Genomic DNA, 15,113 nt, shown 5'->3' with positions numbered 1-15,113 from the left:
AGTACCAACTCAATTGAAATTGTTTAATTCCGGCGCGGGAAGCAAAGCTTCCCGCGCCGGAATTTTTTTAATGTCATAATTATACAATTTGTACAATTATTGCTATATTTGAGAAAACAACTTGATGAAAATTAAAATTATAAAAGTAGAAGATAATGAATTTGTTGAGGGAGAAATAATAGAAGCCAGGAAATTAAATGTGGTTTTACCATCGATTACTGATGGATGGAGATTTAATTTTAAGAAACACTCAAAAAATAAGGACGCACAAGTTTTCGTCTTGATCATTGATGGAAATAACAGAATCGAAGGTTGCTTAATTTTTGAGATGAAGGATAAGGTTGAGCCTTACATGGCTTTTATAGAGGTTGCTCCCCATAACAGAGGTGATAAAAAAGAATTTGAAAGCATTGCGGGTTGTCTTATTGCTTATGCATGTAAACTGAGTTTTGTTTATGGTAAAAAATGGTATACAGGCTGGTTGGCTTTTGATGTTCAAGAAGAAACAGAAGAAAGTACACTTCAGTTAATGGCTATTTATTCTAAAAAATATAGGGCACAAAGGTTTGCAGATACAACAATAATGCTTATCTCGCCGGAAGATGGAGAATGGCTGATTAATGAATATTTAAAAACAGAGTAATGAAAGTAAAGGAAACAAATTTCGATCAAAAAAAGGATCTAATCAAAGATTATATTAAGGCAGAGTCTTTGAAGCAAAGTAAGGAGAGGATATTGAGAAATGACCTTCTTTCCATACAGTATAAAATTGAACATTATATAGAATCAGATGTCGCGGAACCCGAAAAGCTGCTTAAGGCACTTGATTTTATAAAAATGTATCTAAAAGTATTAAATATTACCAAAAAAGATCTGGCTAAACATTTTGATATGCATGATTCCAATCTGCATAAATATTTGTCTGGGGAAAGAAAGCTGAGTGTACAGCTCGTAATGAAATTAAGTAAATTTACCCATACGGATCCTGAATACTGGTTTAGGATTCAAATTAAAAACGAATTGCTGGAACTGAAAAAAGAGTCAGAAAAGATTAAGGATTATGCTAAATACGATTATAGGTATCTGGTAGAAAACTAAAACAATAAGATAGTCGTTTCATCATGAAACAGTTTTTATGAATATCTGTATCTCAGCAAAATTGCTTTATACTTTTAGCTTTAGTCCGATTATGACAACAGATTTTTACTGAAATTATCAAACAAAAATCCCTATTTTTGTAAGGCTCAATGAAAGACTACTATTATTTTCTCGGGATATCACAGGATGCTTCAGAAGAAGACATCAAAAAGGCTTATCGAAAGCTTTCTCTAAAATACCATCCCGATAAAAATGAAAATGACGATTTTTTTGCGGACCGTTTTCGTGAGATTCAGGAGGCCTATGAAATGCTGAGTGATCCGGGAAGGAGACGTACATACGATCAGAATTTAGAAAATCACCAGCGGAGCTTCAGGTATACTATTCCACCTGCTATCAAAACATTTACAGCTAATAAAATTCATGCGAAGAAAGGAGAGGAGGTTATCATCAGCTGGCAGACCAGTAATGCTGATGTCGTGAAGGTATTACCATTTGGGCTGGAAAAGCCTTATGGTGAGAGAATTTTTAAGATTACCGAATTTAAGGATGGGAAGTTTCAGCTTTTGCTCCATGCCACCAATACTCTTTTACATAAAACCGTGGTACAGGGTATTACCATTACTGAGGTTTTTGAGAACGACGCGGAGAAGTTCAAAAATAATGTAGAGGAAATGTTTAAGCCTCAGCCACGAACAGTTGCTAACCGATATGGCCAGCGTAAAATCGTCATGCTGTTTTGGGGAATCGTTATCCTGGCACTTGCCCTGTATTTCCTGATCAAAACTTTGAGTTAGTCTAGGCCATTTTTTTTCTGCCCGGACATTTTTTACATCTTTTTCCTTTTTTGAATTTTTTACAACACGATTTCTTTTCACAGAACATCTCTTCATTATGGAACGCATATCCGGGAGTTAAAGGCGGAACTTTAAAAGGGGTAATCATATTCATGATGCAAATATATTAATTTAGAATAAATATAATTAATAAATTTTCATAAATAATATCATATCTGGAAATCAATCTGTTGATGGGGATTATGATTACTCCTCTCTGCAGGTATTCTTTAAAATGAAAGTGAAGTTGAAAGTTGGATCCGTGTTGCATTTGCTTTTTGCCGGCCAAAGTTTTTTACCCTACCATGGGTACCTTCTATACCCAGTCTTAACTTTTTAAAAGGCTGATAGGCCAGATTTATCCCCAAATTTTGAAACGTATGAGTCATGGTATCCGGAACAAATTCTTCCCTTCCCAGCTGGGAATAACTGTAGTAAACAACAGAACTCCATTTTGGAGACCACCAGTGTTCATAGATTCCCACTATATTAAAAAGACTCAGTGTAACCAGCCTGTTATTAGCCATATCGGGGACAGCATCATATTTTTCGCCGTTCAGGACGGCATTGTAATTCGAATATCCTTTTCCATAAGAGGACTGAAACCTGAAATTGTTTAGCTTTCCACTGTATATTTTACCTGAAACCATTCCGCCGAATCCCATGGTCATATTGTTTTCGGAATTCTCGCTATCATCTTTTATTTCATAGCTGATCGGTGATACGATGGCGCCTAATTTATAATAGTCCCGTTCATTTCCATACCGGTAAACAGCCGTAAAAACGGGAAGCAGTGATTTTTTCTTCCAGTTGGGGGCATGGTTAGGCAGGAATATGCTTATTCCGTTGGGGTCTTCCAGGGAAATTGAAAGCTTCTCTTTTTGGGAAAGGGGAGTGGAATAACGTACCTGAATTGTTCTAGCGAACATTACCCCGTTAGGCCCCACAAAATCAAAGATGTTAGGGAAAATATCAAAATCACTGAAATTGCTCCAGGTTTGGCCGATCAATACGTTTTTCCACTGGATGTACCCATGTCTGAATCGGGGAGCAGTTGTTCCGTTCGGACCCAAAAAGTCAATTTCTACATAGGCAGAAAGGCCGGAGTTTCCTTCAGAATCGGTTTTTTTAATTCCTAGTCCTATTTGCGATTGTTTAATACTGAAGTTACTGCTTGCAGAACTGTTTTGTGGAATCTGAATAGAAGGAGCACTGAATCCATCTTTAAAAGCCATTTCCTGGAAGTCGAACATGGCGTCGGCCTGAATAAAGCCTTTTACATAAGTAGACCAGCTGTCGCCTGAAGCCTCTGGAATAGATTCTGATTGGCGGGATGATATTTTTATCTGACCATTTACTTTAAGTAGGGATACAAGAATAAATGAGGCCATTAGCCCCTTTTGTTTTTTTTTCGTCATGTATTGTGTTCTTTTAAAACTTACAATTCTATCTTCTCATGTGTTTTGCCGGTAATTAATTTTTATGAATGCTATGATTAATATAATCAATAACTGAATGAAAATCAAGTTGGTGTGGTGAAAATAACAAGGGTAAAATAAGGCTGTCGTTGACAAATACCAGGCACCAAAACCATTCTGTATTTTGATTTGCGGATGAAACTACAATTTTTTTTTAAAATTGATTTTGTTAATATTTTTAAGTCTATGACTGCTATTTGTTATTTTTGTTTAGTGTTTCGTTGTTTTCTTAACAATAAATATTGGATATTTTTACGCACTATTTACAAAATAAACCTATTTGCTGTTTAAAATAAATTAAACTTTATGTATTGGCTGTGAAACGTGAAATGGTCTAAAACAACTAAACAGCTTAGTGAATTATCTATGGTTTTCTGCTGTTGTACAATCGTTCAAAAAATTGTAATTTTACCCATCTTTTTACAAACAAAATCTAATAAATAAAAATGAATACAGAACAGTTTGTGAGCCGTCACATTTCCCTTAATGAAGCCGATAAACAGGCGATGTTGGAAAAACTTGGCGTTTCTAGTATTGAAGAGTTAATTTCTCAGACCATTCCTTCTTCTATCCGTTTAGAGAAAGATCTTGAGATCTCAGAACCGCTTTCGGAGTACGAAATGTTGAACCACTCAAAAGAATTGGCGTCGAAGAATACAGATTATACAAGTTATATCGGTTTCGGATACCATAATACCCTTTTGCCTTCAGCAATCCAGAGAAATATCTTTGAAAACCCGAGCTGGTATACAGCATACACCCCATACCAGGCAGAAATTGCACAGGGAAGACTGGAAGCTCTTCTTAATTTCCAGACTGTAGTATGTGATCTTACAGGCTTTGCCTTAGCTAATGCCTCTTTATTGGATGAATCTACTGCAGCGGCTGAAGCAATGCATATGTTCTTTAACAACAGAACGAAAGAGCAGAAAAAAGCAGGAGCTAATAAATTCTTTATTTCCGACCTTGTTCTTCCTCAGACCGTTTCTGTATTGAAAACAAAAGCAGAAGGATTAGAAATCGAAATTGTAATCGGAGATCATAAGACCCATGAGTTTGATGGTTCTTATTATGGTGTTTTATTACAATACCCTGGTAAAAACGGTATTGTTTTAGACTATACAGAAAATATTGTAGAATATAAAAAGCTTGATCTTCAGGTAGCTGTTGCCTGCGACCCTATGGCTTTGGTTAAGCTGAAGTCTCCGGCAGAGATGGGTGCTGACTGTGCGGTAGGAACTTCACAGAGATTCGGTATTCCATTAGGATACGGAGGACCACACGCAGCATTCTTTGCCTGCAGAGAGGAATATAAAAGAGATATCCCGGGAAGAATCATTGGAGTTTCTCAGGATATGTACGGAAAACGTGCTTTAAGAATGGCTTTACAGACCAGAGAACAGCACATCAAGAGAGAAAAAGCAACTTCAAATATCTGTACCGCTCAGGTTCTCTTAGCAGTAATGGCCGGAATGTATGCAGTATATCACGGTCCGAAAGGATTAAATTATATCGCTGATCAGATCCACTTTAAAGCTAACGCTTTGAAAGGAGGCCTTAAAGCATTGGGATATCAGGTTGTAGAAGAGCCGATCTTCGATACGGTGAAAATCACGATGCCTGAAGATGAAAAAGCGAGACTCATCAGATTGATGCAGGATCACAGACTTAACCTTAACTATTTCACAGAAGGAGTGGTAAGTATTGCCATCAATGAAAGTACTACATTAGAGAAATTAAATGTTCTGATGGCTTCTTTTGCTCAGTTTAAAGACAAGCAGACTTTCAAATTAGAAATTAAAGAAGGATACAGTATTCCTGAAGAAAATCTTAGAAAAGACGAAATTCTTACAGAAGAAGTATTCAACAAATACCATACGGAGACAGAATTGATGCGTTACATCAAGCGTCTTGAAAGAAAAGATTTATCACTGACTCATTCCATGATTTCTTTAGGGTCTTGTACAATGAAACTGAACGCAGCTACTCAAATGCTGCCGCTTTCATGGGAGAACTGGGGTGCTGTTCATCCGTTTGTTCCTATCAACCAGGCTGAAGGTTACCAGGAAATGATTCGTGAATTAGAGAAAGATCTGGCAGAAATTACAGGTTTTGCAGGAACTTCTCTTCAGCCAAACTCCGGAGCTCAGGGTGAATATGCTGGATTAATGGTTATCAGAGAATATCACATCTCCAGAGGTGACCACCACAGAAATGTAGTTCTGATCCCGCAGTCAGCACACGGAACCAATCCGGCTTCTGCTGCCATGGCAGGAATGAAAATCGTTGTCGTGAAAAACCTTGAAAACGGTGAAATCGATTTCGAAGATCTTAAAGCGAAAACAGAACAGCATTCTGAAAATCTTTCTGCAGTAATGATTACGTATCCGTCTACTTACGGATTCTTTGATGCCAATATCAAGGAAATTACAAACCTGATCCATGAGCACGGAGGGCAGGTGTATATGGATGGTGCCAACATGAACGCTCAGGTAGGATTTACCAGTCCTGGAAACATCGGAGCTGACGTATGCCACCTTAACCTTCACAAAACTTTCGCAATTCCTCATGGAGGTGGAGGTCCTGGGGTAGGTCCTATCTGTGTTGCCAAGCACTTAGTTCCTTTCCTTCCTTCTAATGCGAATATCAGAATCGGATCTAAAGAAGCCATCGACGGTATTTCTGCAGCCCCTTACGGTTCAGGATTGATCCTGAATATTTCTTATTCTTACATCAAGATGCTGGGAACTGAAGGTCTTAAGAAGGCTACAGGTCATGCGATCATGAATGCTAACTATCTGAAAGAAATTTTAGCAGAGCACTTCCCGATCTTATATTCAAACGAGCAGGGAAGAGTAGCTCACGAATGTATCGTAGATTTCCGTCAGTTCAAATCTTTAGGAATTGAAGTGGCTGATGTAGCGAAAAGGTTAATGGATTATGGGTTCCATGCACCTACTGTTTCTTTCCCGGTTGCCGGAACATTAATGATCGAACCTACAGAGTCTGAAAGCAAGTCTGAAATTGACCGTTTTGCTGAAGCATTAATTTCTATCAAAAAGGAAATCGATGAGATTGCTAACGGAGAAGCAGATGCAGCCAACAATGTATTGAAAAACGCTCCTCATACAGAACAATTGGTAATCTCTGATTCATGGGATAAACCATACAGCAGAGAAAAGGCAGCTTATCCATTGGATTGGGTGAGAGACCACAAATTCTTCGCTTCTGTATCAAGAGTAGACGAAGCATATGGAGACAGAAACTTAGTGTGTACTTGTGAGCCTATTGAAGCTTATATGTAATCTGAGTTTTTAGAGATAAAAAATCAATCCCTTTCAGTAATGAGAGGGATTTGTTTTTTTTATGGTTCCACAAAATCTGGAGACTTTGAGGAGCGTGGGATTTTATTTTCCGTTCAGCACTGTGCTCACATGGTCTGTCCAATCGTATGCTGGAATACTTCTGTCCAGATAAAAATCAGGCTGCAATCCTTTTCCATCGATGGTGAAATCCGGAATACGCATACTTCTTGAAAGTGTATATCCTAGCTGGAATTCATTACAGGGTGAAGGAACATAATACATGTTGGAAACATCCAAAACTCCGGCAGTGGTTGTCCCGAATAATTTTACTTTTTTGCTTTGCTTGGCAGCCAGTAAAAACTGTTCGTCCGTACTTCCGTTTCGTTCGTTGATGATAATTCCTATATTCCTTGGATATGCATACATAGAGTCATATTTGTTTATAGTAACGATATTTTCGCTAAGGTTTACAAATTTTCCCGGTTCCTTTTCCAACCTGTTAAAGGCTTCCTGAGCCCATTTTTTATTTTCCTCCGTAAATCCGTATTCAGGTTTGTTGATGAAATCCAGCATTCTCTGGTTATTCAGCTTTGTAGAAAGGTACTCCACACCTACGGTTCTGATCGGGTTGGTATATAAAAAGGCAGTATTTCGGAATAACTGGCATCACTTCCGCCCGTGCCGTTTCTAATGTCAATAATGAGGTTTTCAGTAGCCAGGATTTTACCTTTGTTTGCTGCAATGACACTGTCTATTTTTGGTTTTTGCGAAGCCTGAAATGACGGAATTCTGAAATAAAGGGTTGTTTCGTTTAGCTTTTCTGTATAAGGTACATTTGAGTTCACAGATTTAAAATATTGTGTATATTTTGCCTCGTCCACAACCTCCGGATATATTTTTGAAAATTCGAAATCTCCGATCTGTAAATGATTTTTCCCGATCAGCCTTACCTCTTCAGATTCTACTGCCGAATGATCCCCCATATAATAAACAGATTGAGCTTTGCCCTCGCTAAAACTAAATTTCAGCTTGACTTGACCTTTTGTCCAGGTATCTGATCCAGATTCTATAATAAATCCTGTATACTGATCGCCGGTTTTTTTTATTCCGATGGTATAAGGGTCGCTCTTCCAGATGCCCTCATAGTCAGAAGTCTTCTTTTTCTCCAAGTATTTTCTGAAATTCTGAGTTTCGATTGATAGGGTTTCCCAATTTGAAAAACGGTTTTCAGAAGCAGCAACAGCAGCAGGATTTGTGGATGGTGGTTGGTTTTTTTTAATGGGTCTGATAGCAATATGTCCGGAACGGAAAAAACTAAGCCATTCATATAAAACAGGTCCGCATTCATTAAATGTTTTAGCCAATTTTGTTTTTTCCGATATTGTTTTGTTTTGAGCTTCATAGGCCTGACTGCCTTTTTGTTTTAAAGCGCTTGCAAAACCGGCATCGTTTTCTTCAAAAGTTTTTTTTATCCATTCAAAATTTTGGTTGCAATTACAGTTCTGGGCATATACTGTCGTTGTTAATGTAAGTAAAGACGAAATTAATACGGCTTTCAGGTTCTTCATTTCTTCAATTTATAAGGTAAAGACATCTGCTGTAGCGAATCTGTTACATAGGTGTTGTTTTAACTGCTTCAGGATGTACCGAGACTTGCTGCAAGACAACAAATCGCCCTAAAATTAGCTAAATATACAGTGAAAACCAATTTTAATAGACAACATAATACATAAAGAAAGCTCGTAATCATGATTGGATGTACAGGATTTCGGAAAAACCCTGGAATTTTTTTGTCATACTGTAAGGAGATGATGAAAACTTATTATAAAACGATCGCCTTCCAATATTGAAAGACGATCTTCTGAGTTCTATTGTATTTTCTTACCTTCTTTTAAAACTGTAGGCTACCAGAATAGCTACGCCCATCGTAAGGCAGGTTATAATTGAAATAGTTTCAATTGAAATTCCACTTTTCATCTGTGTGTTTTCTTTTTCACATGAAAAAAAGAATAATACTGTCATAAAGAGACAGGCTGATAGTAGTTTTTTAATCATAAATGCTTTGTTTGGTTATTAATCATTTATCATCAAAAAGTATACCGAATTTGTAGACTAACTAAAGTATTCCTAAAGAAAATATAAGTTTATTATCGTATTGATAATGAATTGTCTAATGGTCGGTATTTTCCTCATTCCAGTAATAAGTGTCAGGATAAATCCTCGGGCCAAAAACAGCCGTTCCCACTCTCACCATGGTAGCACCTTCCTCAATGGCTGTTTCCAGATCACTGCTCATTCCCATCGATAGCTCTTTCATTTCCACATTCGGGATGTTTTCACGGATGATATCCTGCTGAAGGTCTTTAAGGATCTTAAAACAGGTACGTACTTTTTCTGTTTCTGCACTGAAAAGACCAATGGTCATCAGTCCTTTTATTTTTAATGTAGAGAGCCTGGAAATTTTTTGAACAAGGTCAATGGCGTCAATGGGATCAACTCCAAACTTGCTTTCTTCGTTTGAGGTATTCACCTGAATGAAAACATCCATCGTTTTGTTTTCAGCTAAAAGTCTTTGATGAAGTTTTTCAGCCAGATCCAGCCGGTCAAGGGACTGAATGCAGGTTACTCCAAACTTCAGGATGTCTTTTATCTTATTGGTCTGGAGATGACCGATAAAGTGGCTTTCATGAGTGATGTTCTTCAGGTCCTCATACTTTTCCTTCAATTCCTGTACCTTGTTTTCAGCAATTAGAGTCTGGCCGCCACCCAAAGCGATTTTGATGCGATCTGCAGAAACCGTTTTCGTGGCCAGCAATAACCTGACTTCATCAATATCTCTTCCTGACTGCTGACAGGCTTTTTTTATCCGTTCGTGGATGGTAGCCATGTTGTGGAGAATATCTTCTTTCATGATGAAATTGTTTCTTTAGCTTCCAGTTTCTTGATTAAGGCAGCTTTAACGGCTGTGAGAGCATGATCTTTAGCCTCAGCAAAAGAAATGGCATACTTTCTCTCAATTGTTGTGATCTCTTCAGGAAATTTGGCGAGTAACCGGTTGTAGAAAAGATCCAGAATTTCGGCAGAAGGCATTTCATAATTGATCTTAAGCTGAAAACGTCTTAAAAGGGCAGTATCAATAATCTCAGGATGGTTGGTAGCACATATTAAAAGCGCGTTTTCAGGATAATAATCAATCAACTGGATCAGGGTATTTACCAGCCTTCTCATTTCACCTACATCTTTATCATCACTTCCTCTTGCTTTACCGATCTGATCCAGCTCATCCAGAAAAAGGACAGATCTCTCCCTGGCAGCTTTATCAAAAATCATTTTAATATTCTGAGATGTTTCCCCGATACGGGACGAAACAATATTGCTGAGATTCAAAATGATAATGTTTTTCCCCAGGGCATTGGCAATGGCTTTTGCTGTCATCGTTTTTCCACATCCTGAGCTTCCCTGAAGTAAAATCTTATGGTTAACCGGGAGGCCATACTCCTGCAGTTCTTTTACATAAGTATATTCTTTGATAAGCTGTACCAGTTGCTCCCTGTTGTTTGTATTGAGAAATACCTCGCTAAGGTGTACTTGTTCTTTATCCTGAATAATGAGGTTATACAGATTCATAATGACGATTAAAATATTCAACAAAGATAAAACTTTACAGCATGAGTGAAGGAATCCTGAATAATAATAAAGAGGTAGACCAGGGAGTGACAACCGCAAAATATTTGGAGAAAAAAAATAAAGCCAGACTTGCGGCCGGCTTTATTCGTTGGATATAAAAATTTGTTATGAAACTAAGATCTTTCTGTTTATGTTTTTGGGCCCTTTTACTCCTGTTGAGTAAAAGAGCAATCTGATCTCTCAGACTAAAAACATAAAACAATATAATGAGTATAGATGTTCTATAGGCTTATTGTATTTTGAATTAGTTTCTTTCTCTTCTTGCTGTCATGAAATATGATGTGAACACTACTAAACATGTTGCGATACCGATGTAAGTTACCATTTTGTATTATTTTTAATTATTTGACTATTTTTTATTAATATTTCAATTGCAATATTACTACTTTCAAATCATGTGCCAAAGTAAAATACTATGATGTATATCAGTGTATTACAGTGCTTGTTGTTTAGGTATTGGTAAAATTTTGTTTACATTAAATTAATGTGTTATCGAAAATTTATTAACACTTTTATTGTTATTTATTTAAAATTATATAAAAATGATAATCGTTTATCGACTTCTATAGTGGAGTTGATAAAACAAATAATAAATAATGCAAAGCATAGTATTGCTTTGAATCGCATTTTCAGACTGAATATTTTCCTCCTGAAACAGAATTTGATGTTAAGAAAATTTATTTTTAATGCCTGTTTTTCGGCAGGAATTTTTGTCAGGTGTCACATTTCATGACAGAAGAAAATATAGAATGCTGGTCACAATGTAAGAATAAAGATGTTTGCCGGCGTATTTTCTGATGAACGGGATAGAGTGGTACAATTGAATTGACTTAAAAATACGTGACTTATGAAAAAAATACTTGCAGAAAAGAGCTAAGGGGATTTTTTGGAATTCATTATACCCAAAATGAAGCATATAGGCTGTCATTTAGAATAAATGGGTACACCAGTCAGTTTCATTTTTGGAATGACACCAGCACTTTACTACTTTTGTATAAATAATAAATATATGGGACGCAGTTATATTTTTCTTGCTTTGGCGATTGTATTTGAAATCATCGCGACTACTTTCCTTAAAAAATCTGAGGAATTTTCCAAGCTATTACCCTCTGTAATAACGGTAATCGGATATGCCTGCGCTTTTTATTTTCTGAGTCTTACCCTTCGCCAGATTCCTGTAGGAATTACATACGCCATCTGGTCCGGGGTGGGTATTGTTTTTATAACCATGATTGGAGTTATTGCATTCAAACAGGTTCCGGACCTTCCTGCCATTATAGGAATAGCCCTTATTGTAATCGGGGTGGTGGTTATCAACGTATTTTCAAAGATGGGGACTCATTAGATAATGATGTCCTGCCGCATTTGTTGTTGTTTCCAGTGGTGAGATCTGTTTTTGTATAAAAAGAATTTGCCCAGCTTATATTTGAATTTCAGATACCCGCGGAATTCAATTCCATCAAATATGGTAAAAGGAATATCCGAATCTTCTCTCAGTGCCTGCCTGATCCCTTTACTGAATACGGTGGGGCCTGTAGTAGCATGTACATCATTAGGGTAGCGGTGGTTTTCTATATTATCCAGCATGATTTCAAGGGTTTCCTTCAAAAACTTATGATCCTTATTGAAGATTAGCGCCCATTGAACGTAGAGATTGTCATGTCTTTCCCGACTGATAATCGCCTCATCATGCTCCTTAATCAACATTCTGAAAGGCTTTGTGACCGTACTGTCTATATCCAGATAGATCCCTCCTTTTTTATACAGGATGGCATATCTGAAAAAATCAGCCTTTGCCGCACCAATTGTTAGCTTGTTATAGTTTTCAATATACCGGGGCGGAAACTCCTCCGTGAGAAACTTTTCAATATCGCGGTCTGTGTAAAAGAAATACTGGTACTCGGGATTTTTTCTTTTCATCCGCCATATGTAATATCTGGTAATTAACGGAAGTTTTTCCGTTCTGAATGTTTGAAATATTTGTTTGGGTACAGGCATATTCTATTTTTTACTAAATTCTTATACTAAAATCCTGAAATCGTTTCATCAATCATTGGCATGCGAGGTAATAAGATTTTTCATGAAAGAGAATTCCTGGCTTGTGTTTTTATGAAGATTGGATTGTATTTTATAAGAATGGTTAAATGCAGGAGAGAAAAAATTTTAATTTTTTTTTAATCTCCCGATTTCGGAACTACGGAAATAAGTTCCGATATTGCAAAAATCAAAAATAAATTCAGTGGGGGCCATTTATTTTAGAAGTTTATTTTAAAGGGTGGATGACCGATTGAAAAAAATTGAAAGTAAAAATCTTTTCATAAAAGATATCCAGACTGTTTTCAATAATTGCATCTGTATAGATGGCTGTGTCCGGAATGGAGGTCTCCTCTACAAAAACAAACCAGAGCTCCGAGAGCCCGTACCTTCTTCTGAATTCCTCGGAAGCATTACTGTCCGGCACAGCAGCATGTTTCAGATCACAAAAAAGAATTCCTGTTTTAGTTCCCTGATACTCAATGATATTAATGGGATGGTGGAGGTAGCTGAGAATTTTTATGTTACGATCAAAGCATTCTACAAAATGGTGAAGATCAATGAGCTGTATCACCTTTTCTTCCTGTTGAGCTTCTGTCATAAAAAAGCATTCTGATGATATTTCCTGAGTCAGTTCGTGAAAATCTGTTAATTCCATATGTGTTCATTTTACAGCGCAAAGGAATACAGAAAAGTGTATGGCAAATTTGTTTTTATACCAAACGGCCAGTATTTTATACAAAATCCCCCAGGCAGATCATTGGTATAATAAAATAGAGGTTTTGTATAATAAAGCAGTTGTAATTTGCGTTATTGTGTATTTTTGTTAATGATAAAATAAGTCTATCGTATGAAATACAGTCCGTGGAAATTTGAAGAAACCTTTGTGATGGATTTTTTGGTGGAAGCGAAGTATGGATTCCGAAGGCATTTGCTCTTTCTTATCTTCTTTTTCTTTTTGCTGTACAGCGCGAGGTTCTGGCATTGGTATGCAGGAATGTATCAGTACTATGTTTTATTCTTTGTATATACCATACTCATTACGATGGTTTACATTAATATCTATGTGTTGGTCCCCCGGTTTTTCTTTAGAACAAAATATCTCACCTATCTTGTGCTGCTTGTACTTATGGGGGTGGTAGGGCTCAATTTTATTGGATTGGGTTTTAAACATCTCTTTGCAGACTTCCGGATAAAAAATATTTTGAGAGAAAACGAAAAAGGAGGCATCTATGAAGGGGTCCTGATGTGTATTCCGATTATTCTGACCACGACTACCATAAAGCTTCTGCAGAAGTGGATCAATGATAATAAACGGATCAATGAGCTGAGCAATCTTACCCTGAATATGGAGCTGAATGAGCTCAGAAACCAGATCAATCCCCATTTTCTGTTTAATATGCTGAACAACGTAAAAGCACTGATCCGTACCGATCCGACGAAAGCTTCAGTGGTTATCGTTAAGCTTTCAGAATTTCTCAGATATCAGCTGTATGAAAACAGTGAAGAAAAAACCTTGCTGACTTCAGAAGTTGAGTTTTTATCCAATTTTTTAAACCTGGAAAAAATAAGACGCGATCATTTCTCTTTTGATATTCAAGCCGATGTTGATAAAAGATTGATCAATAGTACTTTTATTCCACCCAATCTCTTCACTACTTTCGTGGAAAATGCCGTAAAACATAGTGTTGACATTAGTGGAGGGAAGTCGTATGTACATATCAGAATCAGTATTGAAAATAACCAGCTTCACTTTAGGTGTATCAATTCAAAAAGTGCAGGCTATGCTGTTTCAGACAAAAAAAGCAGCGGGCTAGGCCTTGCGAATATCACCAGAAGGCTGGAACTGCTCTACAGCAAAACGTTTAACCTGGAGATAGAATCAGGTGAAAAAGAATATATTGTCAATTTAAAAATTCCCGTGTGATGAATTGTATTATTGTGGATGATGAACCCCTGGCAAGAGCAGAAATGAGATCGATGATCACTGAAATTTCCAGTATTGAGATCCTTGGTGAATTTCCAAGTGCTCCCGCTGCGCTCGACTTTCTGAAAAACAATGAGGTGGATCTTATCTTTCTCGATATCGAAATGCCTATGGTAACAGGCCTTGAGTTTGCAGAAATGCTTCCTGAAAAATCATTGATCATCTTTACCACAGCCTATTCCCAGTATGCATTGAAGAGCTATGAGCTGGATGCGGTGGACTATATTTTGAAGCCTATAGATCCCCAGAGACTGAAAAAAGCGATTGACAAAGCGGTACTCTACACCGAACTTTTGTCTAGAGATACAGTGAAAAATACAGTAGAGTCGAACACTGCAGACTTTTTGTTCATCAAAGCAGATCGTAGATTTTATAAAATCAATTTTTCGGATATAAAGTTCATAGAAGGACTTAAAGATTATGTGGTGATCCACACCAAAGGCCAGAAACTGATTACTGCAATGAATCTGAAAACCATTCATCAGAAAATTTCCGGTGAAACCTTCATAAGAGTCAGTAAATCGTATGTTGTCAATATGAATTATATTGATTCATTCGATAACCATACCCTATACATCGAAGACTCCGAGATCCCTCTTGGCGAGGTCTACAGATCAGAGTTTTTTACAAGATTTGCCGGTGGTCATCTGAACTCAGACTAGCATCTGTTAATGAGTAAAAAGCGAGC

14 protein-coding genes are annotated in these 15,113 nt (G+C 37.1%); 7 read left to right on the top strand and 7 right to left on the bottom strand.

The features are described 5' to 3' along the window. Positions 1-124: 124 nt before the first annotated feature. The 3 genes from DRF67_RS01615 (at position 125) to DRF67_RS01605 (ending at position 1,895) form a co-directional block, all read left to right on the top strand. Complete coding sequence (locus tag DRF67_RS01615; RefSeq protein WP_115926079.1) at positions 125-643, top strand: hypothetical protein; 519 nt, start codon at positions 125-127, stop codon at positions 641-643. Beyond that, complete coding sequence (locus DRF67_RS01610; protein WP_115926078.1) at positions 643-1,098, top strand: helix-turn-helix transcriptional regulator; 456 nt, start codon at positions 643-645, stop codon at positions 1,096-1,098. Before DRF67_RS01615 ends, DRF67_RS01610 begins: the two co-directional genes overlap by 1 nt. Positions 1,099-1,247: 149 nt before the next feature. Beyond that, positions 1,248-1,895, top strand: a complete 648-nt coding sequence (locus DRF67_RS01605) for a J domain-containing protein (protein WP_115926077.1) — start codon at positions 1,248-1,250, stop codon at positions 1,893-1,895. A 269-nt stretch (positions 1,896-2,164) separates the two neighbouring features. Here DRF67_RS01605 and DRF67_RS01600 read toward each other — a convergent pair whose 3' ends face one another. Continuing rightward, positions 2,165-3,352, bottom strand: coding sequence for a DcaP family trimeric outer membrane transporter (locus DRF67_RS01600; RefSeq protein ID WP_115926076.1), 1,188 nt, complete (start codon positions 3,350-3,352; stop codon positions 2,165-2,167). A gap of 506 nt (positions 3,353-3,858) precedes the next feature. Between DRF67_RS01600 and gcvP the strand changes: the two genes are divergently transcribed. Further along, a complete protein-coding gene (gcvP, locus tag DRF67_RS01595; RefSeq protein WP_115926075.1) occupies positions 3,859-6,717 on the top strand; it encodes an aminomethyl-transferring glycine dehydrogenase in 2,859 nt (952 codons plus the stop codon). Between the two features lie 102 nt (positions 6,718-6,819). Here gcvP and DRF67_RS21745 read toward each other — a convergent pair whose 3' ends face one another. The 4 genes from DRF67_RS21745 to DRF67_RS01580 form a co-directional block, all read right to left on the bottom strand. Beyond that, positions 6,820-7,326, bottom strand: a complete 507-nt coding sequence (locus DRF67_RS21745; protein WP_228435712.1) for a S41 family peptidase — start codon at positions 7,324-7,326, stop codon at positions 6,820-6,822. Positions 7,327-7,328: 2 nt separating this feature from the next. Continuing rightward, positions 7,329-8,285 (bottom strand): S41 family peptidase, encoded by a 957-nt coding sequence (locus tag DRF67_RS01590; RefSeq protein WP_228435711.1) that lies wholly within the window; start codon positions 8,283-8,285, stop codon positions 7,329-7,331. A 602-nt stretch (positions 8,286-8,887) separates the two neighbouring features. Next, the gene (locus tag DRF67_RS01585; RefSeq protein WP_115926074.1) at positions 8,888-9,628 is read right to left on the bottom strand and encodes a YggS family pyridoxal phosphate-dependent enzyme; all 741 of its coding nucleotides are present in this window, start codon (positions 9,626-9,628) and stop codon (positions 8,888-8,890) included. Further along, the gene (locus DRF67_RS01580) at positions 9,625-10,344 is read right to left on the bottom strand and encodes an AAA family ATPase (RefSeq protein ID WP_115926073.1); all 720 of its coding nucleotides are present in this window, start codon (positions 10,342-10,344) and stop codon (positions 9,625-9,627) included. Before DRF67_RS01580 ends, DRF67_RS01585 begins: the two co-directional genes overlap by 4 nt. A gap of 1,069 nt (positions 10,345-11,413) precedes the next feature. Here DRF67_RS01580 and DRF67_RS01575 point away from each other — a divergent pair. Then, positions 11,414-11,749: a DMT family transporter gene (locus DRF67_RS01575; RefSeq protein ID WP_115926072.1), complete on the top strand. Its 336-nt coding sequence runs from the start codon at positions 11,414-11,416 to the stop codon at positions 11,747-11,749. Here the strand turns inward: DRF67_RS01575 and DRF67_RS01570 are convergent. Further along, positions 11,746-12,402 carry a glycosyltransferase family 32 protein gene (locus DRF67_RS01570; RefSeq protein ID WP_115926071.1) on the bottom strand — a complete coding sequence of 219 codons (657 nt, stop codon included), beginning with the start codon at positions 12,400-12,402 and terminating at the stop codon, positions 11,746-11,748. The two genes, DRF67_RS01575 and DRF67_RS01570, sit on opposite strands and share 4 nt — an antisense overlap. A 265-nt stretch (positions 12,403-12,667) precedes the next feature. Next, positions 12,668-13,096: a hypothetical protein gene (locus tag DRF67_RS01565; protein ID WP_115926070.1), complete on the bottom strand. Its 429-nt coding sequence runs from the start codon at positions 13,094-13,096 to the stop codon at positions 12,668-12,670. A 192-nt stretch (positions 13,097-13,288) separates the two neighbouring features. Between DRF67_RS01565 and DRF67_RS01560 the strand changes: the two genes are divergently transcribed. Then, a complete protein-coding gene (locus tag DRF67_RS01560; protein ID WP_115926069.1) occupies positions 13,289-14,365 on the top strand; it encodes a sensor histidine kinase in 1,077 nt (358 codons plus the stop codon). Beyond that, on the top strand, positions 14,365-15,087 hold the full coding sequence (locus DRF67_RS01555; protein ID WP_115926068.1) for a LytR/AlgR family response regulator transcription factor: 723 nt from the start codon (positions 14,365-14,367) through the stop codon (positions 15,085-15,087). The genes DRF67_RS01560 and DRF67_RS01555 overlap by 1 nt, the downstream gene beginning before the upstream one ends. Positions 15,088-15,113 lie beyond the last annotated feature (26 nt).

The sequence above is a fragment of the Chryseobacterium pennipullorum genome, from assembly GCF_003384725.1.
GTDB classification, from domain to species: domain Bacteria; phylum Bacteroidota; class Bacteroidia; order Flavobacteriales; family Weeksellaceae; genus Chryseobacterium; species Chryseobacterium pennipullorum.
This window is presented reverse-complemented; position numbering and strand designations above follow the sequence as displayed.